A 23,275-nucleotide genomic window follows, 5' to 3' on the forward strand; every position below is an offset into this window, starting at 1 on the left:
ACGGTAACCCAACGCCACCGCTCCCTCTCCCATAACGCCACCACCACCCCGCCCGGAACGCCACCAGTACCGTGCCGGCGCGTCGGAGGGTCCCGGGCGCCGGCATCAGGACGCTCGCGTCGCAGTCCGGCGACGCACACGCCAGAAGAGTCAACCTCTTCTGGTTGAAAGAGTGCTTTTAACCCATTCGGGGTTGAGGTTCCGGGCGATGACAGTCCGTCGTTGCGTCGTCCTCGGCGACGTCGTCGACTCCCGGAACCTCGACGACCGCGAGGACGTCCGCGAGACGCTCGAAGCCGCGGTCGCCGCCGCGACCGACGCCGCCGGCGACGCCGTCGTCGCACCGTTCGCCGTCCTCAAGGGCGTCGACGAGGTCGGTGGCGTCCTCGACGACCCCGGCGCGGTCGTCCCGGCGCTGCGCGCGCTCGTCGAACACCTCCACCCCATCGAACTCCGCGTCGGCCTGGCGTGGGACGTCGTCGACGTCGCCCCGGACGCGGACGCCGTCGCCGCGATGGACGGCCCCGCGTTCCACCGCGCCGACGAATGCCTCCAGGCCGCCGCGGACCACGACCGCTACGTCCGCGTCTCGCTCGCGGACGTCCCGGACGTCTTCGCCGCCGTCCTCGGCGACCAGCTCGACCTGCTCTCGCTGTGGACGAGCACGTGGACGCCACGCCAGCGGTCGTTCGTCACCGCGTACCGCGACGCGGACACGATGACCGCGGTCGCCGACGCGTTCGACGTCTCCGTCCAGATGGTCTCGAAGACGCTCGACCGGACGCGCGCCACGACCGTCTACGCGGTCGAGGACACGCTCCAAGCGGCGTTCGCGGCCGTCGGAGGTGACGGCGCGTGGTAGCGACCTGGCGCTTCGCCCGCGGCACGCTCCTCGTCGCGTCGCTCGCGGTGTTCGCGGCGCTCGCGTGGACCGCGTGGCCACTCGACCTCTCGGGCGTCCCCCTCCAGCGGTACGGTGGGTTCGCTGCCGCCGGCGCGTTCCTCTGGGCGACCAGCGGGTACGTCGTCCGCTGGGCGCTCCGGTTCGCCGGCACCGACAGCGACGCCGGCGACGCCGACACCGGCCGCGCCATCGGGAAGGTCGAGAACGCACTCGTCCTGACGCTCGTCCTCACCGGCGCGTACACCGCGCTCGGGCTCGTGTTCACCGCGAAGTCCATCGTCCGCTGGCAGGACATGGACTCCGAGAACACGACGTACTACCTCACCGGGAGCGTCGCCAACTTCACGTACAGCCTCCTCGTCGGCGTCGCCGCGCTCGCCGTCTTCGGGCCGTCGCCGTTCTGACCGCACTCGCCATCTGCCGGGCCGGCGCCGTTCTGACCGCGCCGTCACTGGTCGCTCGGGACCTCACTCCTCGACCGGGAAGACGGTCGCTCGCGAGTCCGTGGTGACGCCGTACCGGGCGTCCGCGACCGAGGGGGGTGGAGAGTCGGTGGCGTCGCCGTACCGCGCATCGAGCGCCGCGGCGATGGCGTCGCGGACGCAGGCGCGGGCGGCGGCGCCGACGCGGGTCGCACTCCCGGAGAACGCCGCGGGTTCGCCGTCGGGGTCGCAGGCGGCGACGACCGCGTCGCTCGTCGTTCCCGGGACGCCGACGCGGGAAAGCAGCGTCGTCGCGCGGGCTTCGGCGGCGATCGCGACGAGGTTCGCGAGCGCGCCCGGCGCGAGGTCGCGGGTCGTGCCGACGACGACGTTCACCGTCCCCGGCACGTACTCGCCGTCCGGGAGGCCGTCGTCGGAACCGCTCGCACTCCCGGGCTCGTGGAGCGCGTCGGGGTCGGTGGGGAGCGCGGCCGGGTTGGAGACGCCCGCGGTCGCGTACGCCTCGACGGGACCAAGGCGCGCGCCGCGAGCGTGCCGGGACGCGACCCCGGTGAGGAGGACTGGGGCGTCGCCGCGAGCCGCGGCGGCGACGCGCTCGGCCGCGACGCCGCGCTCGCGGAGCCGGTCGTCGACGAATCCCGCGAGGTCGTCGCAGCGCCAGTCCTCGGGCACCGTACACGAGTACGCGGCGTCCGCTCGCGTCCGCCCGCCGCGCCAGCCCGTCGACAGCCACTCCGTCCCGGGGCGTGCGAACTCGATGACGTCCTCGCGGCGCGTCGCCGCGAAGAACGGCGCCTCGGCGGTCGGCTCCGGGAGCCCGTCGCCAGTCACGTGCCAAGCACCTCGGCGAGCACGCGCAGGAGTTCGTCGTTCTCGTCGGGTGTGCGGACGGCGATGCGGACGTGCGCGTCGAGCCCGCGGAACGTCGTCGCGTCGCGGACGGCGACGCCGCGCTCCCGGCACGCGTCGACGAGGTCCGCGACCGCGTGGCCGGTGTCGCTGACGTCCAAAAGGACGAACGGGGCGACGCCGTCGCGGTCGGCGACGTCGTCGTACGCGCGGACGCCGTCGGGGAGCCCGGTCCGGATGCGGTCGCGCTCGGTGGCGACGCGGTCGCGGGTCGCGGCGACGAACGCGTGGTCGCGGAGACAGTGCGCGCCGACCGCGGCCGCGGGCGCACCGAGGTTCCACGTGCGGCGGGCGGTACGGAGCCGGTCGCGTGCTCGACCCGTGGCGACCGCGAACCCCGCGCGGAGGCCGGGGAGCCCGAACAGCTTCGTGAGCGAGCGCGCGACGACGACGCCCGGTTCGCCGGCGAGCGACGGCTCGTCGGTGAACCCGAGGAACGCCTCGTCGACGACGAGCGTCGTTCCGGCGTCCCGGCAGCGTGCGGCGAGCGCGCGCAGCGCGTCGTGGTCGTACGCGTCTCCGGTCGGGTTGTTCGGGTTGCACGCGACCACCATGCGAGCGTCTGCGAGCGCGTCCGCGTCGAGGTCGACGACCGCGTCGTGGGGGACGCGGTCGACCGTCGCACCCTGCAGGTCGGCTTCGCGGGCGTACTCGCCGAACGACGGCGCCGGCACGACGACGCGGTCGCCGGGTTCGAGCGTCGTCGCGAACGTCGACCGGAGCGCGGCGAGCCCACCGGGCGTCGGGACGACGTGCTCGCGGGCGATTCCGCGGTCGGTCGCCCGATCGACGTAGTCAGCTGCCGCGTCCCGGAACGCGGGGTATGCGTCGTCGGGGTACCGGGTCGCGTCGTCGAGCGCGCGCTCGTAGGCCGCGCGGACGCCGTCGGGCCGCTCCGGGTTGACGTTCGCGGAGAACTCGAAGAGGTCCCGGTCGCGCGTCCCGCCGTGGGGGACGCGTTCGGCCGCATCGACCGCGTCAGGGCGCACGCGAACGCACCCCGCTCGTCGACGTCCTCACGGCGCGTCCCCCGCGTTCGATCCCGCGTCCGTCGACCCGTCGACGCCGGCGTCGACGAGGCGGTCGTAGAGCTCGCCCGCCCGTTCGCGGACCGCCGCGAGCTCGCCGGTGGCGTTCGCGAGCGCGAGCGCGCCACCCATGCCGACGCCCTCCTTCGCTTCCCCGCCGACGTACCCACCGAATCCGACGTGCGCGCGGTCGAACTGCGGGTCCGTCACGGTCGGCTCGCAGTCCAGGCGGCGTGCGGTCTCGCGGAACGCGACCGCGTCGTCGTCCGCGACGTACGTCGTCGTCGCGACGTCGAGCGGGCCGGTCGCGCCGTCGTGCCGGGCGAGCGCGGCGACCGCGAGTTGCTGGGTGCCGCCCGCGAGCGTCACGCGCTTCCCCGCGGCGAGCGCGCCCGTCGCGACCCCGGCGAGCGTCGCGAGCACCGGGTCGCCCATCCGCCGCACCGCCTCCCGCGGGTCGTTCTCGCAGTCACCGGCGTCGAGCCCGCTCGCCGCCAGGCCGTCCGCGACGACCTCGCGCTTGCGCTCGATGGGGTTCGTCGGGAGCGACGACGACACCGCGGCGTCCTCGCCGAGTGCGCGCAGGACGCCGAGCGCGGTCGTCGTCCCACCCGGGACCGTCTCGGCGAGCACGAGATGGTCGTCCGGGAGCGACCGGCCGACGTCCCGTGCCGCGAGGAACGCCCCGGGCGCGGTCGGCACCGGGTCGGCCTCGCGGACGTCCTCGCCGGGACGTGCACCGACCGAGACAGTCGGCGCACCAGTCGGCTCGGCGAGGCCCGCGTCGACGACCGTCACGTCGAACCCGACGACCTCCTGGCCGGCACGCGTCACGATCGCGGGCGTCGGCGTCCCCGTGGGCGACACCGGCACGGACGGCGTGCGGACGACGTCACCGTACGCGAGGACCTCGGCGTCCGCGCTCGGCGTGTACGCCATCGCCTCCGGGTCCGCGCCCGCGGCGCTCAACCCCTCGATGCGCGCGGTCTCCGTCGACCCGGCGGCGAGCACGAGCCTCATCGGTCGCCCCCCGAGGCGTCGCTCGCGCCAGCGGGCGAGTCGCGGGGGGCGAGCGCGGCGGCGAGGTCGGCGTCCCCGAGTCGGTTCACGTTCACGGCCAGTCGAGCGTCGTAGCTTGCATGCATGTTCTCTCCTCCGGGGGCGACGATATTCAGGCCCGTCGGTGCGAGCCCGTCGAACGCGGTGTCGATGCTCGCACCCAGGCGTTCCTTGAGCGAGACCGGGACGTACACCGACAGCGAGCCGGTCGGGTCCGTGGCGTCCTCGCGGGCGGCGAGCGCGCGGTCGACGTGCTCGGGCGCGAGCAACGGCAGGTCCGCGGCGGCGGTCACCGCGGGGCGACCGACCACGTCGAGTGCGGCGTCGAGGTCCGCGACGTAGCCGTCGCCGGGCGTGTCCACGATGGCGACGTCCTCGCGGGCGGCGAGGTGCTCGCGCGTCCGCGGCGTCCGCGGCGACACTGCGGCGTGCACGTCGTCGACGCCGTCGGCCGCGGCGAGCGCGTCGACGACGCGGTCGACCATCGCGCGCCCACCGACCGCGAACAGCGGCTTCTCGACGTCGGCGTCGAGGCGCGTCCCGCGGCCGCCGCACATCACGAGAGCGTCCACGCTAGCACCCCCACGTGGAGTCCCGCGACGCGCGCGACCTCGGTCGCCGCCCCGAAGACGTCGCCGTTCGGGCCGCCGAGGCGACGACCCGCCCACGCGCCGACGACGGTAGTCCCGGCGAGCGCGCCAGCGAACGCCCCCGCTGCGGCCACCTGGACGGCGCCGGACGAGGCGCCGGTCGAGGGACTGGCGAGGAGCGGCCACGCGACCGCGGGGACGGCGAGCGCGAGCGCGAGGACCGCGGTTCCGACGCCCGCGTCGTCGGTGAGTGCGCTCCCGAGGCCGTCGTGGGGCGCAGAGCCGAGCGCGGCGAGCGCGGCGAGGCCGACGCGCGCGCCGACCTCGGCCGCGAGGACGACCGCGAGAGCGACGACCGGGCGCGTGCCGGCGACCGCGACCGCCCCGAGCGCGAGGCCGACGACGACCAGGGAGACGGTGGCGAGCGCGCCGACGCCCGTCGTCGTGTCCGCGAGCACCTCGCGTCGGCGGTCGCGGTCGCCGTGGACGACCATCGCGTCCCCGCAGTCCGCGACGCCGTCGAGGTTGTTGACGCCGACGAGCGCGTACACCGCGAGGACGTACGCGAACGCGACCGACGCCACGGGCAGGTCGGGTGCGGCCGCGACCGGCGCGGCGACGACGACCGCCGCGAGCGCGCCGACGACGTACCCGGGGACGACCGCGGCCGCTGGCGTGGCGGTGAACGCCGCCCACGCCGCCTCGCTCCGGCCGACGGGGACGCGCGTCAGGAACCCGAGCGCGCCCGCGGCACTCCTGACCGCCGTCCGAGCGCGCCCCGGCGTCGCGTCCGTACCGCTCATGGGAGTGCGAGCACCTCCGCGGGCGTCGGGACGGCGAGCGCGAACGCGGCAGCGGTGGCGACGGCGAGCCAGCCGGCGCGGTCGACGACCGCGAGCGCGCGCTCCGCTATCGGCGTCGGCGGGAGCGGCGCGTCGGGATTGAGGACGTACACGCCGGGTTTCTCGAGGCGGACGTCGACCGTCGCAGCGAGCGTACCCATCGGCCACCCGGAGTTCGGCGACGGCACGCCAGCGAGCCACTCGCGGGCGCGACCGAGCGCGTCCGGGCGACCGCCGGCGAACGCGAGCAGCCCTGCAGCGAGCCGCGCGGGCACCCACATCACGGCGTCGTCGAGGCGCGCGCTCGCGGTCCCGTGCGGGTTGTTCGGATAGCCGAGCATCGAGTCGAGCGTGTTCACGGCCTTCACCCACGCCGCCGCCCCCGAGCCCGCCGCGATACCGAGCGGGAGCGCGACGACGAACGCGACGAGGGGCGCGACGAGGCCGTCGGCGAGGTTCTCCGCGGCGGACTCGACGGCCGCGGACCGCACCTGCGCCGGCGAGAGCGCGCTCGCGTCCCGGCCCGCGAGCCCCAGGAGGTCCTCGCGGGCCGCGGCGAGGTCGTGGTCGGTCGCCGCGACGACGTCCCGAGCGAGCCCCAGAAGCATCCGCCGGCTCGTCGTCGCGAACAGCCATAGCACGGTGGCGAGGACGGACAGCCACGGGCTGAGGTATCCGACCGCGAGCACGACGCCCGCGACCGCCGCCGCGGCGGCGAGCGGGAGGACGACCGCGACCGCGGCGCCCGCGGCGCCCGGGTTCGCCCACTCGCGGTCCGCGAGCGCGACGACGCGCCCGAACCACGCGACGGGATGCAGTCGGTTCGGAGGTTCGCCGACCGCCGCGTCCAGCCCTGCCGCCGCGGCCACGACGAGCGCGCCGAGTGCGCTCACCGCGACCCCTCCGTCCGGTCGGTCCCGTTCGCCGCGCCGTCGTCGGCCGCCGCGGTCGACGCGGCGAACGACGCGACGACGTCCGCGAGCTCCGCCGCTGCGACGTCGCGGACGTCCACGAACGACCCGCCGACGCGCTCGACGCCGGCGTCCGCGTCCGAGTCACCGACGTGCACGAGCGCGTTCGGCTCGCACTCGAGTGCGTCCGCGACGCGCTCGAAGATCCGTTCGTCGGGCTTCCGCCAGCCACACGCGGCGCTCGCGACGACAACGTCGAACGCGTCGCGTAGCTCCGCGCGAACGAGCGTCTTCCGGACGAGTCCCGGGACCGAACAGTTCGAGCACACCGCTATCGGGCCGTGCTCGCTCGCCGCCGCGACCGCGTCGCGCGCACTCCGGCGCACCGTGACGTCGGGGTCGAACGCGGCGACGACCGCGCGCCGCGGCGCGTTCCCGGGCGCGGCCACGCCCCGACTCGCGAGCGCACGAGCGACGTGCGCCGGCAACGGCACCTCCGCCCCCTCGGGCGCGTCCACGTGCACCTCGCGGTACGCCTCCCCCCAGTCCTCGGGGACGTCGACGTCGCGAGCGCGAAGCTCGCGCGCAACCGCCGCTGCGGGATCATCCGGGCGCGTGACGTCGACGAGCGTCCCGAACAGGTCGAACGATACTGCCACTACGTTTGACTCAGCGAAAACAGACTTGAATATGACGGAGTTGCGGACTCCACCAGCGTCCGGCGGCCCCCAGGCCGCCGGTTCCTGTCTACGGTGCGGTGTCGACGGACTCCACCAGCGTCCGGCGGCCCCCAGGCCGCCGGTTCCTGTCTACGGTCGTTATTGCGGACTCCACCAGCGTCCGGCGGCCCCCAGGCCGCCGGTTCGGCGGGTCGGTTCGCTGGGAGCGTGCGGAACGAAACCCGTTTCCGGGCGGGTGCGGTACCTGCAGGGGAATGGAGTGTTCGAAGTGCGGGCGGGATGCGGTGATGCATGCGGCGTACTCCGGGGCACACCTGTGTGACGCGCACTTCGTGGAGTCCGTGGAGCGGCGCGTGCGGCGGCGCGTTCGCGAGGACAACCTCGTGCCGCGTGATGCGACGCCGGAGGACCCGGAGACGTGGGTCGTCGGGTTGTCGGGTGGGAAGGATTCGGTTGCGCTCACGCAGATCCTGCACGAGACGTTCGAGGCGGACCCGCGCATCGAGCTGGTGGCGTTGACGATCCACGAGGGGATCGAGGGGTATCGCGACGAGAGCGTGGACGCGTGTCTGGAGCTCACAGAGGACCTCGACATCCGGCACGAGGTCGTGTCGTACGCCGAGGAGTTCGGCGTGGAGATGGACGACGTCGTCGAGGACGACCCGGAGGGGATGGCGCCGTGCGCGTACTGCGGGGTGTTCCGACGCGACCTCCTGGAGTCGTACGCCGACGAGTTCGGCGCTGACAAGCTCCTGACGGGCCACAATCTCGACGACGAGGCCCAGACCGCGCTCATGAACTTCCTCGAGGGCGACGTCGCGCAGATCGCGAAGCACTTCGACGCGAGCCTCGGGCCGTTCGACGAACGCGCCGATGGCGACGGTGCGCCGAGTCGCGAGGACCAGGAGCACTTCGTGCCGCGCGCGAAACCGCTCCGGGACGTCCCCGAGAAGGAGGTCGCGCTCTACTGTCACCTCCGGGACCTCCCCGCGCACATCACGGAGTGCCCGCACGCGAGCGAAGCGTACCGCGGCGAGATACAGCAGTTACTCCACGGGCTCGAGGAGAACCACCCGGGGACCAGGCACAGTATCCTCGCGGGCTACGAGGAACTCGCGGGTATCGTCGCCAGCGAGTATCACTCCGACGCCGACGACTCGCGGGACGAAGCCGACCTCGGCGAGTGCGAGCGCTGCGGGAGCACCACGACGAGAGCGGTCTGTCGGAAGTGCCAGTTACTGGACGCACTCGACGCCTGACGGCAACCCTTCGTGTCGGTCTAGGGACGACGACCGACGAGAGTGGACCGAGCAATCGAGAGAGGCGCTGCTCGCCGATTGAAACGGAGAGAAGGACTGATCCTGGACGACCACCGACGGCACCGACCGACCAGAGGGTCGGTCACCGCAACCGCGCCGTCAGCGGATGACGTCCAGGCCGTTGTTCCGCTCGACCTCGCTCCGACCGCCGTCGCTCTGCGCGCCAGACTGTCCGCCGAACGACCCGTCGCCGTTGACGTTCTGGCTCGCATCGAACTCCGTCTCCTGACCGCCACCGACGCCGTCGACGCCGTCGATAGCCTGCCGGGACTTGTTCGCTTGCTTCTGCGTGCTCGGGCCGAGCACCTGCGCGGACTGCACGCCCGTCATGATCGCCATCACGCGAACCTTGCCCTTGTAGTTCTCCTGGATGCGCGCACCCCAGATGACGTTCGCGCTCGCCTCCAGACGCTCCGTGATGTTGTCCGCGATACCTTCGGCCTCTTTCAGCGTCAGGTCCGGGCCACCCGTGATGTGCACGAGCCCACCGCTCGCACCGCGGTAGTCCACGTCCAGCAGCGGATGGTTCATCGCGTCGTTCACCACTTCGCGCGTCTTGTTCTTGTCCTGGGTCTCACCGACGAGCATCACGGCCACACCGCCCTGGTTCATGATGCTCGTCATGTCCGCGTAGTCCAAGTTGATGAGCGACGGCTGCGTGATCGTCTCCGAGATCCCCTTGACGGTCTCCGCGATGATCTGGTCCATCACGGAGAACGCCTTCCCGATCGGGAGGTTCGGGACGTAATCCAGCAGTCGATTGTTGTCGAGGACGATGATGGAGTCAGCTTCCTCGCGGAGCTTCTCCAGGCCTTCCTCGGCCTTCACCGTCCGCGCACGCTCCACGTTGAACGGCGTCGACACCATGCCGACGACGATCGCGCCTTGCTCCTTCGCGATCTTCGAGACCACGGGCGCGGCACCGGTCCCGGTGCCACCACCCATGCCGGCGGTCACGAACACGAGGTCCGCCTCACCGAGGACCTCCTTGATCGTGCCCTGCGCCATCTCCGTGGCGCGCTCGCCCATCGACGGGTCGCCACCGGCACCGAGTCCGTTCGTGAGGGACTTCCCCACGAGGATCTTGGTGTCGGCCTCGATCATCTTCAGGTGCTGTTTGTCCGTGTTGATCGCGATCGTCTCCGCGCCTTCGACGCCGATGTTGTACAGGCGATTGACTGTGTTGTTGCCGGCGCCGCCAGCGCCAACGATGACGATGCGGGGATCGCCGAAGTCGTCTCCGTCGATCTTCTGCTGCTTCTTCTTCTCTTGTTCCTCGTTCTCGAGGGCTTCTTGGACTATGTCCTGCATCGTCACACCTTCGCCCAGCTGCGACCGCCTTTCTCGGCGCGGTCACCTTGTTCGTTTAGCATTTCACGGACGGCGGAGCGAATCGCTTCCGACCGGTTCGGAAACTCGCCGGTCTCCACCATCTGTTCGACCTCCTCGATCTGCTGTTTCGGAATGCGCAGTGTCACACGCTCCATGGTTCGTAATTTCCCCTTTGGGTAAGACGGCACGCGTGAGAGTCACACGCAATTTGTCTTACACGGCGAAACCCCCGTAGGGCGGTCCGTTCAGCGTCCCCGGACTCGGCCTGTAAGACGACCGTCTTACGCGACTGTATGCACTGTGTCATACGTAATAAAACTATCGCCGACATATTTCGCGTTTTTCGTAGAGCGGCCACAGGGCCGCCCTACTCGTCGTTTACGGCGTTTACCCCGAATCGAGGACGTCCGCAGCCGGCGTCCGACGGCCACACCCCGGGCAGAACGCCCAGTCCGACCGCACCTCGTCCCCGCACTCGCAGAACGCCCGACGAGACGCCTTCTCCCCGCAGTTCGGACAGTACACGTGCTCGCCGTCCAACGCCTCCCCGCACTGCGCACACGACCCGTCGTCGTCCGACGACGACTTCACGCCCGCAGCTTCGTCCGCGGTCGCTTCGGCGGTCTCATCCGACGCCGAACCCGCCTCGTCGGACACCGCCCCCTCGACCGCGACCGTCACGTTCACGTCCTGCGGTTGCGGACGAACACCGAACCCGCGGTCGGCAAGGGTTGCATCCACGCGCTCGCGAACCACCTCGTCCACGTGCTCGCGAACGAGCCCGTCAAGCGTCTCCGCATCCGCACCCCCAACCGAGCCACCATCAGCATCCTCGATGACGTCTCCGTCCGCGAGGCGCTCACCGCCCGCGTTTACGTCCTCGAGGTACGCGCGTAACGCCTCACGAACGACCTGACTCTTCGAGGCGTCCATCGCCTCGAGTTCCGCGACCAGGTCGTCGTCCGCGCGAACGGTAATCTTACTCATCTAACACCAACCCAAACACAATCATCGTATTTCAACTTTCCTCACCGTCAGACACCCGTCACACTCGCATCGACGACGCCCAGCGACCACCGCGCCGTGACACGTAATCGCCCCCCGAAGGCACCACGAAAGAAAACCCTTATATCTACCCACGAACCAAGCACTGAATGCGATTGCCCGCCCTTAGCTCAGACTGGTAGAGCAGTCGACTGTAGATCGACTTGTCCCCCGTTCAAATCGGGGAGGGCGGACTACTTTTCGCGAACCGTCGACCGAAGGGAGACCGGTGAGCGGGAAGTACGTGCAACCGACCCGATTTGAGCAGGGAGTGGGAGACGAGCGAGCGAAGTGAGCGGGTGGGAGCGACCGAGTTCAAAGTCGGGGAGGGCGGACTTCTCCTGGAGTCGATTCGTGGTCGAGTGACGTCGTTCGTTCAGCCTGTGGTGGCGTTCGTCGTGATGTCGCTCGTGCTCGTTGCGATGGCTGGGACGGGGAGGTTGACGGTGAGTGCTGGTGGGCCGTACATGTTGGTTTCGAGGTACGCCCAGTCGTCGAAGGGGGCACCGGTGCTGTAGCCGAGGGTGTCCCAGGGGGCGTTGTAGTTCATGACGCTCTCGTAGCGGTCGTGCGGGACGTCGTACGAGTCGATGCCTTCGTAGCGGGCGTTGGAGAGGCCGAGTGCGTGCCCGAGTTCGTGCATGAGGACGTGCGCCTGCTCGTGGGTCGTGTACGGGTGGCCGTCGCGGTCGCGGGTCTGGAAGACGAGGTGGCCGGTGGTCGCGAAGCCGGCGACGCGGTCGCCGGCGAGGCGGGCGTCTCGGACGACCATCGCGTGGTGATAGCCGCGGGTTTCGTTGTCGAAGTACGAGAGGCGGAGGCGGATACTGTCGAGTTCGTTCGTCTCGGGTTCGCGCGGGATGGCGTCGTCGAGGACGACGTGCAGCGAGATGCCGGTGGTGCCGTCGGGGTTCGTGATGGGTGCGGTCGCGTACTCGTCGACGACGAGTGCGATCGCGGTCGCGTTCGGGCGTTCGCCGCGCATGTAGTCGAGTTCGACGAAGACGTCGCGGGAGAGCGGGTCGGCGGCGGCGAGCGGGCCGCTGTCGGCGGCTTCGACGCCGTCTTCGAGGCCGTCGTCGTCGGTGTCCGACGACGTCGGGTCGGTGTCGTACACGTCGAGTTCGACGGCGTCCGGGAGTCGGTCGCCGTCGGTGTCGTTCGTCGTCGGGTCGGTGCCGAGTTCGCGTGCTTCGCGGCCGTCGCGGAGGTCGTCGTCGTCCGTGTCCGGGTTCGTCGGTGACGAGCCGTACTCGGTGACTTCGGCGCCGTCACCGAGCCCGTCGTCGTCGGTGTCCGCGGCGAGCGGGTCGGTGCCGGCGTCGACCTCGCGGCCGTCTTCGAGCCCGTCGTCGTCTGTGTCTGCGACGGTGGCGTCGGTGCCGAGGGCGTCCGCTTCGCGGGCGTCCTCCAGGCCGTCGTCGTCGGTGTCCACGGCGAGCGGGTCGGTGCCGACGTCGACCTCGCGGCCGTCCTCCAGGCCGTCGCCGTCGCTGTCCGCGTCGGTGGCGTTCGTCCCCGCGTCGCGTTCGGCGCCGTCGGGCAACCCGTCGGCGTCGGTGTCCGCGACGAGCGGGTCGGTGCCGGCGCGGAGTTCGTCGAGCGAGCTGACGGCGTCGTCGTCGAGGTCACCGAGTACCGCGGCTGCGCCGACCGCTAGCGCGACGACGGCGACGCCGGCGAGGAGGACGGCGAGTGAACGACGGGAACGCACGTGCGTCACGTTGGCGTGGCAGGCGATTAGTCCTTTCGCGCGACGGCACTGCGAGGAACGCGTCGCGGTGCGCGCGCAGTTCCACAGCGTTCACGATACCGTCGGTCGTGAACGCAGCCATGAGCGAGTCCTGGCGGACGCGGTTGGCGCGATTGAAGTTCAACCTGTTCCCCGTCTACCGCGGAACGGGCGGTCGCGTCCGGTACATCCGCGAGGACTGGCAGGAGATCCGCGTCGAGATTCCCTATTCGTGGCGGACGAAGAACTACATGGGGACGACGTTCGGCGGGAGCATCTACGGGGCGTGCGACCCGATGCACGCGATGCTCCTCATCAAGAACCTCGACGAGTCCACGTACGCGGTGTGGGACACGGAGGCGTCCATCGACTTCAAGCGACCCGGGAGGACCGACCTGTACGCGAAGTTCGAGCTCTCGGACGACGAGATCGCGTCGGTGAAGCGCGCGGTCGACGCCGACGGTCCCGTGAATCGCGCGTACGAGGTCGACGTCGTCGACGCCGACGGCGTCGTGCACGCGACCGTCGAGAACGTCGTGCACGTCTCGAAGCGCTGACGGCGAACGTCCGCGTGCTCGGGCGTCGAGGGCGGCACGGGCGGTGCGGGTGGCGTCCTGAAGCGGGCTGGTTTTGACCGTGGCCGCGTTATCGTTCGACATGAGTCTCTCACGGGACGACGCGCTGGACCGCGTCGCCGCGATCGTGGACGCGGTCGAGTCGGAGACGATGCCGGTCCCGGTCCGCGAGGTGTGGGTGTACGGCGACGTCGCACTCGGCCTCGACCCGGTCGACCGGCTGGACGTGTACGTGACGAAGGACATCCTGATGCGTGGCGACAGCGACCGCGCCGCCGAGTTCGAGCGCGAGCTCGGCGTGCAGGGCGTCGGGCAGACCGTCCGTGCGGAGTGGGCGGAGGAACACCCGGACCTGGTTCGGGCGAACGCGAACGGGCACGCGGCCCCCGAGCAGTGCCTCGCCGCGCACCTGCTGGCCGAGGACGAACCCATCCATCTCGAGGTGTGTAACGCGAGCTTCGAGGACAACGTCACGCAGCGCCTCGAGGGCGCGAAGACGCGCGGCGACTGGACGCAGCTCCTCGACCCGCGCGGCGTCTGCCTGTACGCCGAGGGCCAGCGGAGCGACGAGGCGATGCGGAAGCTCCGCGAGGGCGAGCTCGCGCTCCCGACGCTCTCGCGGTCGCTCGAGATGCTCGGGCTCGACGGCGACGCGGCGGAGACGGCGGCCCAGGACCTGCACGCGTGGCGCGAGGACCAGGAGGGCGCGACGGTGCGCGGCGACGTCGTCTAGCGATCCCTGGAGCGGTGGGCGAGCAGGCGGTGCGTGCGTCGTCGTCGCGTCGGCGCACCGCGCACCCGTCTGGACCGACGCGACCGCTGGTCAGCGCATCGGCCGCGTTAGCCGGGGGTTCTGACTTGAACTTTCGGCCGTCGGCGCTCGCTGCACTCGCGCCAGGGAGGACGTCAAGGAAGGTCGAGGTTCGACTCCGCTCAGGCCTCGTCTTCGAATCCGTCCTCGAACCGGAACGTGCCGTTGCGTTGGACGATCTCGCCGTCGACCTCGATGAACGAGTCCTCGCTCATGTCGACGATCATGTCCATGTGCGTCGCGGACTCGTTGAGTGGTTCGCCGTCGGGGACGGTGTGCTCGATGGCCTTCCCGATGGCCATGTGGACGGTGTCGCCCATCTTCTCGTCGAACAGCATGTTGTACGTGAACTGGTCGATGTCGCGGTTCATCCCGATGCCGAGCTCGCCGAGGCGACGTGCACCGTCGTCGGTGTCAAGCACCGCGCCGAGGACGTCCTCGTTCTTCGCGGCCGAGTAGTCGACAACCTCGCCACCCTCGAAGACGAGGTGGGCGTCCTGTATCTCGCGGCCCTGCGCCATGAGCGGCATGTCGAACAGGACTTCGCCCTCGACGCTGTCCGGCCGTGGTGCGGTGTACACCTCGCCGCCGGGGAGGTTCAGTTCGCCGTAGTCGTTCGCGGTCACCATCCCGTCGACGCTCATCGTGACGTCGGTGGTATCGCCGGAGACGATGCGGACCTGGTCGGCGGGGTCGAGGACGTCGACCATCTGCGCCTGGTGCTCGCGCTGGGCGTCCCAGTCCTTGTTCACGGCGTCGTACACGAAGTCCTCGTAGGCGTCCGTGCTCATCTCGGCGTCCTGCGCGTTCCCCGGCGCCGGATACTGCGTCCCGACCCAGCGCGTCTCCATGCGAGCCTCCGAGATGGGTTTGTGCGCCTTCGACGCGGCCTGGACCTTCGCCGGGTCGACGTCGCTCGTCTCCTTCGTGTTCTCGTCGCCCCGGACGATGACGACGACGTCCGTCTCCTCCATCTCCGCGAGTCGGTGCTCGGCGAGCGAGAACGAGTCCTCGTCCGCGGCGCGCATGTACGCTCGCGACGCACGCTGGCTTCGCAGGTGGTACGCGGGGTTCGCGCCCTTCTCGCCGAGTTTCTCGGCGAGTGCGACGACGAGGTCCTCGGCGGCCGACGGGGCGACGATCCGGACGTTGTCGTCCGCCTCGACCGTCGTCGAGTGTTCGACTATCACTTCGGCGTGCTGCTCGATGCGTGGGTCCATACCGAACCGGTCTCACGTCCCCGAGTTAAGGGTTTCCAGAAGCGCGTTTCTGTCTGAATGATTTCACGCCCGGGTGGCGTCGAGGACCTCGCCTTCGCCGTCGAGCGTCATCGAGAGCGCGTCGTCGTCGCGTTCGACTCGCAACTCGTAGCGCGGCGGGTCCGCGCTCACGCGCTCGACGCCGCCGCCGTCGGTCATCCCGGGGAGCGTCCACGGGAGGTGCGCGTCGACGTCGACGCCCTGGTCGTGACAGAACGAGACGAACGCGGGCTCGCGGAGCACCGCCGCCGCGGCCGCGGACGTCGTCACGAACCCGCAGCGCTCGCACGCCGTCCGGTACACGTAGTCGACGAGTTCGCCGTCCGGTACCGCCCGTATCTCGCGGTCGACGCGCCCGTAGCACTCCGTGCAGATGCCGCCCGCGAGGAGGTCGAACATCGAGTAGACGGTTCGAGTCGCGAAGTCCACGAGCTCGCTCATCGACCGGTTCGTCGCGGACGCGGGCGGGACGGGCGTCGACAGCACCGTGTGGTCGTTCTCGCAGTCGACGGACAGGCCACCGTCGGCGTACTCCGCGACGAGCGCCGTCCCGCACATCGGACAGGTGTCCGCGACCGGTTCGGGCTCGAGTTCGACGTGCGTGTCGTACGTCCCCGCGAGGATGGCGCCGACGATATCGCAGCCGGCGTTCGTCAACTCGTAGCCGTCGACGGTCTCCTCGACGAAGCGCTCGCGGAGCTTCCCGAGGTGGTAGTTGAACCGGCCGGAGTCCGCGACGCCGACGCGCTCGCGGAGTTCGGAGAACGACAGCCCGGGGTTCTCGGGGGCCTCGCGCCGGGCGTCGACGAGCGCTTCGAGGATCGCGACGCGCGTCTCGTCGCCGAGCGCGGCGAACGCGTCGGAGATGCTGTCGGTGTCCTCGACCATGCTCGCCCGGTGGCGGTACGAGGATAAAAACCTCCGTGCTGGCGACGGCCGCGCCGGGTCGTCGCGACCACCGAACCTGGTCACCGCGCCGCCCGCTCAGTCGTCGTCGGGGATGCGACCGACGGTGACGTGGAACGGAACGGTCTCGACGCGCCGGTAGTCGCCGTCGGCGGCCTGCGCGACGGCTTCGCGCCCCATCTCGCGCCAGTTCTCGCGGAGGTCGTCGTACTCGCGGTCCGAGAGCACGTGCCGGAGGCTCGCCGCGTCGCTCGCGAGGCCGGCGCCGCTGGCTTTCCGCGCGACCGCTTCGAGGTCGGCGTCGTCGTACGGCGGCTCGATGGTGCGCGTGTGGTCGTAGCGAGCCGTGGTGACGTCGACGAGGCCGGCGTCGCGGAGGACGTCGGCGGCGTCCGCGCCGAGCGCGGGGTCGACGGTCGACCCCGCGATGTAGGCGGCTCTGGCGGCACGGGCGAGGCCGGGTTCGCGGTCGACGGTGGAGTCGACGGTGACCGCGGCGTTGTCGGGTTCGACGACCGCGACGAGGTCGCTCGACGCACGCGCGAACTCGCGGACGGCGGCGCTCGGGTCCGGGAGGTTCACGAGGAGCGCCTGGCACGCGACGAGGTCGAACGCGTCGTCGCGGACGGGGAGTCGCGTCGCGTCACCGGCGACGACGGGGACGTGTTCGCGGGCGACCGCGAGCAGCGCAGGGTCGGCGTCGCAGCCGACGACCTCGCCGGGCGTCTCCGCGGCGAGTACCCTGGAGAACTCGCCGGTCCCGCAGCCGACGTCGAGCACGCGCTCGCGGCCGGGGAGGTCGAGCGCGGCGAGCGCGCTCGTCGAGTCCGCCCACATTCCCCGCCGCGTCTCTTCGAGGTACGATTCGTCGAAGCGTCGCACGCGTCCACGTCCGGGAGCGCTCGGGAAAAGCGAGTCGGTCCCGCGCGACGACGGCGACCGGAGGGCTGCCAACGCCGCCGGTCAGGCCTGCTGGCGGGCGGCGAACGCGGCGACGACGAGCGTCGTCGCGGCGAGTGCGAGCGCGAGCGCGAACCCGGGAAGGGGCTGGCCGGGGAGGTCGGGTCGCGTCGTCGTCTCGTCGCCCGCCGTCCCGGTCCCCTCGGTCGCGTCGTCGACGCTACCGGGCGTCCGCGTGACCGAGGTGGTCTCGTTCGCGGGAACGGAGACGTTCGCGCGTCCACGCCACGTCACGACGAACTCACCGCCGGGTCCGGGTTCGCGCGCACTCGCGGTCGCACCGAACGCCGTCCGCTCGCCGCGCGTCGCGTTCGCGGGCGCCTGCACGACCAGTTCCGCGCGCGCCCACGCGCCAGCGGAGACGTTCTCGAAGTGGAACGTCCGCGTCGTCTCGTTCACGCGGTCCGCCGACCCGCGGTAGTCGACGACCCGCCACCCCTGCGGCGTCGGGAAGTACGACACCGACAGCGACGCCGGGTCGTCGTCGCGGTTGTACACCGCGACCGTCACCGTCGCGTTCTCGCCGGGTTCGACCGTCGAGTCACTCGCCTCGTAGGTCATCTTGCGGTCGGCGCGCAACGCGAGGTCGCCGGTCGCGACCGGGCCGCCGCCCGCGGTCGCATTCACCGTCCGGACCGCGCTCACGTTCCCATCACGGAGCGCGACGACGTCGTACTCTCCGGCCGGCACCGTCCCCGCGAACGAGCCGTTCGCGCGAGCCTCGACGACCGTGAGGTCGGTGCTCGTCTCGTCGTCGACGACCGCCGCGAGCTCGCTCGGCGTCGCCTTCGAGAACAGCGGTTCGGGGTGACGCGCCAGCACGACCGTCGCGTTCCCCGCCACCGTCCCGTCGGTCGCTCGCACCCGCCCGGTGACGGTCGTCTTCGACGACCCGTCGTCGCCGACGACCGCGCCCGGTTGGTCGGGCACCGACTCCGAGGACGCAGGGACCGCGTCCGTGATGGGGCCGACGCCGACGGCGACGACCGCTGCGGTCGTCGCGAGCGCGAACGCCGCCAACACGGCGAGCACGACGACCGCCTGCGCGCCCGGGCCGAGACTCCCGTCGCTCATGCAACGACGTTCCGCGCGGACGCACAAAGACCCTCCAGCTAGCTTCGATGACGCTTTCGCCCGGACACCAGCACGGTCGAAGCCACCTCACGGACACGGCTCGCGACCGCGCCTCGCAATCCCGTCTCTCGAACGCGCTTCGCGAACCCACCTCACGACCGCGATGTCGCTTGGGGACCCGCCGTGGGCCTCAGGCGTCGTAGTCGTCGCGGAGTTCGCGGACGCGTTCGACGTTCCACGTGAAGGACTTGCCGTCCTCGGTCGGCGTCTCCAGGACGAGCGGGATCTCTTGGTCGACGATGGCGTCGTGGTTGACGAACGCGCGCATCCCCGCCTCGCCGATCTCGCCCTCGCCGACATGGGCGTGCTCGTCCTTGTTCGTCCCGCACGCGTGCTTCGAGTCGTTCAGGTGCACGCACTCGAGGTGCTCGAACCCGACGACGCCGTCGAACTCCGCCATGGTCTCCGCGACGGCGTCGGCGCTCGAGAGGTCGTAGCCCGCGGCGAACGTGTGCGCGGTGTCGAGGCAGACGTCGAGGTCCTGGTCGCTCTGTTCGAGGACGCTCGCGAGGTGCTCGAACTGCCCGCCGAGCTTCGTCCCGCTTCCCGCGTCGGACTCGATGAGGACCGTCACGCCGTCGGGGATCTCGAGTTCGTCGAGCGCGCTCGCGGCGTTCTCGATGCCGCCTTCGACGCCCGCGCCGGTGTGCGCGCCCAGGTGGACGTTCACGTACTCGATACCGAGGCGGTCGGCGGCGTCGACCTCCTGCTGCATCGAATCGATGGACTTCGCTCTGAGGTCGTCCTTGGGCGTGCAGAGGTTCACGAGGTACGACGAGTGGATGACCCACGGCCCCGGGAGGTGCGCGCTCGTCTGCTCGCGGAACGCGTCCGCCTCGGCGTCCTCGAGCGTCCCGTGGTCCCAGACCTGCGGCGAGTGCGTGAATATCTGCCCGCAGTTCCCACCGATGACGCGCTGGTTGTTCACCGTCACCTCGATACCGTCGTCCGCGCGCTTGCTCTTCCGCGTGAACGCGTACTCCGAGTTGCCGTCCTCGACCCAGTGCTGGCCCGTCGAGACGTGCGCACCTACCTTGAGCATGCCCGGAGCGACGCGACAACGGGTCAAAGTGGCTTCGGAACCGGCCGGCGTTTCGGGCGGTTCGCTCGCGCGTCACCGCGTAGCGTCTCGGTCGCGAACCCACGCGTCGTTCGCGTACTTCTCGTCGGCGAGGTCGCGTGCGGCGGCGAGTTCGTCGTCGCGCCACGCGCCCTCGCTGGCGTCGCACCAGTCGGCGAGGTGGTCCTCGAGCGCGGTGACGAAGGCCTCGCGGTCGACGCCGGCTTGCTCGTGGACGCTCGTCACGCGCTCGCGGAACCGCTCGGGCGTGACGTCGTGGTCCGCGAAGACGCCGAGGTGGTTCTCGAGCGCGTGGTCGTACGAGATGGAGCCGTGCTGGATGACGGCGTCCCGCTGGCGGTACTGGGCGTTCCCGGAGAGCTTCCGACCGCGACGGTCGCCGTCGGGGCCGTCCTCGTACGCGAACACGTCGTGTGCGGGGTGGATGCCCCGCAGGTAGCACGCCGGCTCGTGGATGCTCGGATACTCCCGGTCGGCGAAGTCCGCGTCCACGCCGACGCTCCGGATGGCGTCGAGCACGGGCTCGCAGAGCAACTCGTAGCACTCCATGAGGTCACCCGGTAGCTCGTCGGCGGGAGCGACGATGCTGTAGGAGACGTCCGCGTAGCTGTCGTGATAGATGCCGCCACCGCCGGTCTGGCGGCGCGTCACGTCGATACCTTCGCGCTCGCAGAACGCCCAGTCGACGCTGTCGGCGACCTGCCGGTACCCCATCGAGAGGCAACTCGGCTCCCAGCGGTACACCCTGACGGTGCGGACGCCGTCCTCGACGGCGGTGCGTGCCGCGACCTCATCGAGCGCCATGTTCGTCGCTCCGTCGTGCGCTTCCTCGCGTATCAACCGCCACTCGGCGTCCGCGACCGAACCCATACCAGCGGGTTCGCCCACCCTCAGCATAGGGGTTTGGACTCGCCACCGGCGGGAGCCAGTAGCCCGCACGTCCCGGACGCGACCGGTTCCGCGAGCCGAACCCCTACCACGGTCGCGTCCCTCCCCACGGCCAGCCAGATGACCGACCGACGCGCCGACGACATCCCGCCGGACGTCCACGACACGCTCACCCAGCTCCTCGCCGCGGCCGCCGACGCGCTCCCCGAGGACGACGCCACGGCGCGAGCGTCCCTCGACACGGTCTCGCGCGTCGTCGCGAACAAGCTCGCCGAGAGCGACCTGAAGGACCGCCTCCTGCACGGCTGTGACGCCGTCGCCGACCGGCTGGACACCGGCGACGACGCCGCCGCCATCGCCTACCTGGAGTCGATGCACGACCTGCTCGATCGAGACGACAGCCCGCACTGACTCCGAGAGGCGAGTACGGTCCGATTGTGCGCACTGACTCCGAGAGGCGAGTACGGTCCGATGGCGGTCGCTCGACGTTTCGAGCGACCGAAGATGGGATGAAGTGGTGTGGGATGACTGCGCTCCGCAGCGGTGGGAGGTGGGCGGCGCTACTCGGTGTCGGGTTCGGCGACCGCCTCGTCGAGGCCGTCCTCGCGCGTGGCCTCGTCGAGGTACTCGGAGAGGTCGTCGTCGACCTCGCGTTCGCCGTTTGCTTCCTCGGCGTCCTGTTCGTCGACGACCTCCGTCTCGCCGGTCACCTTCTCGAACAGTGCACCGTAGTCCGCTCCCGACTGGGATTTCGACATTGGTGATTCCTCCGTACTCAGAGGGAACAACCGACCCCAAATCACGACTCGGCCTAACCTGTATGGGTCGGCGTGGCACGCGAGGGCGCACCGACCAACAGGCATATGTCGGGAACTGTCGACGACGCGACCATGCGATGCACCCTCCTCGGCACCGGCGACGTGACCGGCGTCCCCGCGCCGTTCCGAGACCTCGACGACGCCGGCGCCGCGGCGCGACGCCGTCGCCCCGGCCTGCTCGTCGAGACCGACGCTGCGACGCTGCTGTTCGACGTGCCGCCGGACTTCCACGAGGGCGTCCGCGACCGCGGCGTCCGTAGCCTCGACGCGACGTTCGTCACCCACTGGCACCACGACCACGTCGGTGGCATCGACGACCTCTCGCTCGCGGCGCGCGCCGACGTCGTCGCCGACGAGCTCTACCGGACGCCGACCGCTGCCGAGCACTTCCACCGCGAGAAACCGTACCTCGACGGCCGGTTCGACGAGCACGACCTCGCGCACGGCGACCCCGTCACCGTCGGCGACGCGACCGTCACCCCCATTCCGGTGCGTCACGACCGACCCGCGTTCGACACGCTCGCGTTCCGCATCGAGACCGACGATGCCGCGGTCGTCTACGCGCCCGACTTCAGGACGTGGTGCCCCGACATGCCCGGCGGTGACCGCTACCGCGACGCCGACCTCGCCATCCTCGAAGCGACGAGCGTCGTCGCCCCGCACTTGCTCGACGACCTCGCGCCCCACGAGGACCCGGTCGCCGACGCCGCCGCCCACCGCACCGTCCTCGTCCACCTCAACGAGGGCCTGCTCGCACGGAACACCGCCACCATCGCCGCCGACGTCGCCGACCAAGGCTACGAGCTCGGCACCGACTTCGAGACGTTCGAGGTCTGAGCGCCGCGGCGAGGGTCACTCGCGGTCGACGCCGCCGCCGTCACCAGGGCTGTAGTTCCTCGTCGCGCCACAGTCGCCCGCTCGGCCCATCGCGGAGCCGCGCGAGGAACACCGGCGTCTCCGCGCCCGCCGCGACGCTCCGCGGCGCGTGCTCGCCGCCCATGTCGGTGCGAACCCATCCCGGACACGCCGCGTTCACGTACAGCGACGGATACTGTCGCGCGAGCCCCTGCGTGAACGCGTTCAATCCCGCCTTCGACACGCCGTAGGGCAGGTGCGAGTCGTCGATACCCTCCGCGAACTGCCCGGAGCCACTGGAGACGTTCACCACGCGCGCCCCCGAGCGGTCGTCGCTCACGAGCAACGGGAGCGCGTACCGCGTCACGAGCATCGGCCCGAGCAGGTTCGTGCGGAGCGTCCGGTCGATAGCCGCCGTGTCGACGTCCCCGTACTGGCCCTGCGGGCCGTAGACGCCCGCGTTGTTCACGAGCACGTCCAGTCGCCCGGACTCCGCTCGGAGGCGTTCCATCGCGCCGGCAACCTGCGACATGTCGGTGACGTCCAACTCGACCGGCTCCTGATGCGTGGCCGTCACCGTCTCCGGGTCGCGCGCACCGGCGTACACGGTCGCCCCCAGGTCGACGAGTCTCGCGGCGATCTCGGCGCCGATACCTCGGTTGGCACCGGTCACGAGCGCGGTCTGGCCGGACAGCGACTCGTGGAGGTCGACGTTCATACCACACCGGAGGGCGCGAACGGTCATAACCCTGAGGCCGCCGTATTCAGGGGATAGGCGGCCAGTATTCCGGAGAGTACCCGTCAGTGCAGAGATACGCTCTCCGAGCGCGTCTCCAGAGGGTCCATCCGGACGCCTCCCCAAGCATCCACAGTCCCGTCGTCGACGAGTCCGTCCGCCGAACGCGCCGCGTTCGGGTTCCGCGACCCGAGTTCCTGCTCGCCGTCGAGGCCACCGGGGTGGACCCCGACGACGACGCGGAGCGCGCACGGATGGCGACGGCGACAACGTCGACCGCCTCCACGAACTCAAAGCCGACTACGACCCCGAGAACGTGTTCGCGAACGACCTCGACGTCGACCCCGCGAACGGACCCCATCCGTGGACCCTCGTTCACCCACACCACCACTTTCTGTATCGCGATTACTGGTTTATGGCTTATCTCGGTGGTGCGTGACGGGAGGCTTTTCCGCGTCG

The 23,275-nt window shown here is 70.9% G+C and carries 27 protein-coding genes and 1 tRNA gene; 9 read left to right on the forward strand and 19 right to left on the reverse strand.

The genetic code is table 11. The annotated features are described in order from the left end of the window. The first annotated feature begins 208 nt into the window (after nt 1-208). Both LI336_RS06440 and LI336_RS06445 read left to right on the forward strand, forming a co-directional pair. Nucleotides 209-862: a SatD family protein gene (locus tag LI336_RS06440; protein ID WP_227132028.1), complete on the forward strand. Its 654-nt coding sequence runs from the start codon at nt 209-211 to the stop codon at nt 860-862. Next, entirely contained in the window at nt 856-1,308 is a 453-nt protein-coding gene (locus LI336_RS06445; RefSeq protein WP_227132030.1) for a hypothetical protein, read from the forward strand. Before LI336_RS06440 ends, LI336_RS06445 begins: the two co-directional genes overlap by 7 nt. A gap of 63 nt (nt 1,309-1,371) precedes the next feature. Here the strand turns inward: LI336_RS06445 and LI336_RS06450 are convergent, their stop codons facing one another. Genes LI336_RS06450 through LI336_RS06480 form a run of 7 tightly spaced genes read right to left on the reverse strand, consistent with a single transcriptional unit; the run spans nt 1,372 to nt 7,345 of the window. After that, nucleotides 1,372-2,178, reverse strand: coding sequence for an adenosylcobinamide amidohydrolase (locus tag LI336_RS06450; RefSeq protein ID WP_368408351.1), 807 nt, complete (start codon nt 2,176-2,178; stop codon nt 1,372-1,374). Further along, nucleotides 2,175-3,245, reverse strand: coding sequence for a threonine-phosphate decarboxylase (locus LI336_RS06455; RefSeq protein ID WP_227132032.1), 1,071 nt, complete (start codon nt 3,243-3,245; stop codon nt 2,175-2,177). The genes LI336_RS06450 and LI336_RS06455 overlap by 4 nt, the downstream gene beginning before the upstream one ends. A gap of 27 nt (nt 3,246-3,272) precedes the next feature. Then, nucleotides 3,273-4,304 (reverse strand): nicotinate-nucleotide--dimethylbenzimidazole phosphoribosyltransferase, encoded by a 1,032-nt coding sequence (locus tag LI336_RS06460; RefSeq protein ID WP_227132033.1) that lies wholly within the window; start codon nt 4,302-4,304, stop codon nt 3,273-3,275. Continuing rightward, complete coding sequence (locus LI336_RS06465) at nt 4,301-4,900, reverse strand: NTP transferase domain-containing protein (protein WP_227132659.1); 600 nt, start codon at nt 4,898-4,900, stop codon at nt 4,301-4,303. The genes LI336_RS06460 and LI336_RS06465 overlap by 4 nt, the downstream gene beginning before the upstream one ends. Further along, entirely contained in the window at nt 4,900-5,736 is an 837-nt protein-coding gene (locus LI336_RS06470) for an adenosylcobinamide-GDP ribazoletransferase (protein ID WP_227132035.1), read from the reverse strand. The genes LI336_RS06465 and LI336_RS06470 overlap by 1 nt, the downstream gene beginning before the upstream one ends. Beyond that, the gene (gene cbiB / locus LI336_RS06475; protein ID WP_227132036.1) at nt 5,733-6,668 is read right to left on the reverse strand and encodes an adenosylcobinamide-phosphate synthase CbiB; all 936 of its coding nucleotides are present in this window, start codon (nt 6,666-6,668) and stop codon (nt 5,733-5,735) included. The genes LI336_RS06470 and cbiB overlap by 4 nt, the downstream gene beginning before the upstream one ends. After that, entirely contained in the window at nt 6,665-7,345 is a 681-nt protein-coding gene (locus tag LI336_RS06480; protein ID WP_227132038.1) for an HAD family hydrolase, read from the reverse strand. The genes cbiB and LI336_RS06480 overlap by 4 nt, the downstream gene beginning before the upstream one ends. 275 nt (nt 7,346-7,620) lie before the next feature. On the opposite strand from LI336_RS06480, the gene ncsA reads away from it, so the two are divergent. Then, nucleotides 7,621-8,625, forward strand: coding sequence for a tRNA 2-thiolation protein NcsA (ncsA, locus tag LI336_RS06485; protein ID WP_227132040.1), 1,005 nt, complete (start codon nt 7,621-7,623; stop codon nt 8,623-8,625). Between the two features lie 159 nt (nt 8,626-8,784). On the opposite strand, the gene ftsZ is transcribed toward ncsA, so the two are convergent. The 3 genes from ftsZ to LI336_RS06500 form a co-directional block, all read right to left on the reverse strand. Further along, on the reverse strand, nt 8,785-9,996 hold the full coding sequence (gene ftsZ, locus LI336_RS06490; RefSeq protein ID WP_227132042.1) for a cell division protein FtsZ: 1,212 nt from the start codon (nt 9,994-9,996) through the stop codon (nt 8,785-8,787). Between the two features lie 2 nt (nt 9,997-9,998). Continuing rightward, nucleotides 9,999-10,172: a transcriptional regulator CdrS gene (cdrS, locus tag LI336_RS06495; RefSeq protein WP_227132043.1), complete on the reverse strand. Its 174-nt coding sequence runs from the start codon at nt 10,170-10,172 to the stop codon at nt 9,999-10,001. A gap of 232 nt (nt 10,173-10,404) precedes the next feature. Next, nucleotides 10,405-11,004, reverse strand: a complete 600-nt coding sequence (locus tag LI336_RS06500; protein ID WP_227132044.1) for a double zinc ribbon domain-containing protein — start codon at nt 11,002-11,004, stop codon at nt 10,405-10,407. Between the two features lie 177 nt (nt 11,005-11,181). On the opposite strand from LI336_RS06500, the gene LI336_RS06505 reads away from it, so the two are divergent. Then, a tRNA-Tyr gene (locus LI336_RS06505) sits at nt 11,182-11,255 on the forward strand. Between the two features lie 182 nt (nt 11,256-11,437). On the opposite strand, the gene LI336_RS06510 is transcribed toward LI336_RS06505, so the two are convergent. Next, nucleotides 11,438-12,775 (reverse strand): zinc metalloprotease, encoded by a 1,338-nt coding sequence (locus tag LI336_RS06510; protein ID WP_227132046.1) that lies wholly within the window; start codon nt 12,773-12,775, stop codon nt 11,438-11,440. 119 nt (nt 12,776-12,894) lie between these two features. Between LI336_RS06510 and LI336_RS06515 the strand changes: the two genes are divergently transcribed. Continuing rightward, complete coding sequence (locus tag LI336_RS06515) at nt 12,895-13,350, forward strand: DUF4442 domain-containing protein (protein ID WP_227132047.1); 456 nt, start codon at nt 12,895-12,897, stop codon at nt 13,348-13,350. A gap of 100 nt (nt 13,351-13,450) precedes the next feature. After that, entirely contained in the window at nt 13,451-14,101 is a 651-nt protein-coding gene (locus LI336_RS06520) for a DUF7095 family protein (RefSeq protein ID WP_227132049.1), read from the forward strand. A 200-nt stretch (nt 14,102-14,301) separates the two neighbouring features. Here the strand turns inward: LI336_RS06520 and LI336_RS06525 are convergent, their stop codons facing one another. From LI336_RS06525 to LI336_RS06550, 6 genes are all read right to left on the reverse strand, one after another. Continuing rightward, nucleotides 14,302-15,399: an aminopeptidase gene (locus tag LI336_RS06525; RefSeq protein ID WP_227132051.1), complete on the reverse strand. Its 1,098-nt coding sequence runs from the start codon at nt 15,397-15,399 to the stop codon at nt 14,302-14,304. A 63-nt stretch (nt 15,400-15,462) separates the two neighbouring features. Next, the gene (locus tag LI336_RS06530; RefSeq protein ID WP_227132053.1) at nt 15,463-16,326 is read right to left on the reverse strand and encodes an ArsR/SmtB family transcription factor; all 864 of its coding nucleotides are present in this window, start codon (nt 16,324-16,326) and stop codon (nt 15,463-15,465) included. A 96-nt stretch (nt 16,327-16,422) separates the two neighbouring features. Beyond that, complete coding sequence (locus LI336_RS06535) at nt 16,423-17,226, reverse strand: class I SAM-dependent methyltransferase (RefSeq protein ID WP_227132054.1); 804 nt, start codon at nt 17,224-17,226, stop codon at nt 16,423-16,425. Between the two features lie 81 nt (nt 17,227-17,307). Beyond that, complete coding sequence (locus tag LI336_RS06540; RefSeq protein WP_227132056.1) at nt 17,308-18,378, reverse strand: hypothetical protein; 1,071 nt, start codon at nt 18,376-18,378, stop codon at nt 17,308-17,310. Between the two features lie 190 nt (nt 18,379-18,568). Next, on the reverse strand, nt 18,569-19,480 hold the full coding sequence (locus LI336_RS06545) for a deoxyribonuclease IV (protein WP_227132058.1): 912 nt from the start codon (nt 19,478-19,480) through the stop codon (nt 18,569-18,571). A 72-nt stretch (nt 19,481-19,552) separates the two neighbouring features. Further along, nucleotides 19,553-20,389 carry a lipoate--protein ligase family protein gene (locus tag LI336_RS06550; RefSeq protein WP_227132059.1) on the reverse strand — a complete coding sequence of 279 codons (837 nt, stop codon included), beginning with the start codon at nt 20,387-20,389 and terminating at the stop codon, nt 19,553-19,555. A gap of 138 nt (nt 20,390-20,527) precedes the next feature. On the opposite strand from LI336_RS06550, the gene LI336_RS06555 reads away from it, so the two are divergent. Next, a complete protein-coding gene (locus tag LI336_RS06555) occupies nt 20,528-20,818 on the forward strand; it encodes a DUF8101 family protein (protein ID WP_227132060.1) in 291 nt (96 codons plus the stop codon). A 149-nt stretch (nt 20,819-20,967) separates the two neighbouring features. Here the strand turns inward: LI336_RS06555 and LI336_RS06560 are convergent, their stop codons facing one another. Beyond that, a complete protein-coding gene (locus LI336_RS06560; RefSeq protein ID WP_227132062.1) occupies nt 20,968-21,165 on the reverse strand; it encodes a hypothetical protein in 198 nt (65 codons plus the stop codon). Nucleotides 21,166-21,297: 132 nt separating this feature from the next. Between LI336_RS06560 and LI336_RS06565 the strand changes: the two genes are divergently transcribed. After that, nucleotides 21,298-22,062, forward strand: a complete 765-nt coding sequence (locus tag LI336_RS06565) for an MBL fold metallo-hydrolase (RefSeq protein WP_227132063.1) — start codon at nt 21,298-21,300, stop codon at nt 22,060-22,062. A gap of 40 nt (nt 22,063-22,102) precedes the next feature. On the opposite strand, the gene LI336_RS06570 is transcribed toward LI336_RS06565, so the two are convergent. Then, nucleotides 22,103-22,798, reverse strand: a complete 696-nt coding sequence (locus LI336_RS06570; RefSeq protein ID WP_227132064.1) for an SDR family NAD(P)-dependent oxidoreductase — start codon at nt 22,796-22,798, stop codon at nt 22,103-22,105. Between LI336_RS06570 and LI336_RS20350 the strand changes: the two genes are divergently transcribed. Further along, nucleotides 22,740-23,255, forward strand: coding sequence for a BBE domain-containing protein (locus LI336_RS20350; protein ID WP_227132066.1), 516 nt, complete (start codon nt 22,740-22,742; stop codon nt 23,253-23,255). The genes LI336_RS06570 and LI336_RS20350 overlap by 59 nt on opposite strands. Nucleotides 23,256-23,275 lie beyond the last annotated feature (20 nt).

The sequence above is a fragment of the Halorubellus salinus genome, assembly GCF_020567525.1.
GTDB lineage: Archaea > Halobacteriota > Halobacteria > Halobacteriales > Natrialbaceae > Halorubellus > Halorubellus salinus.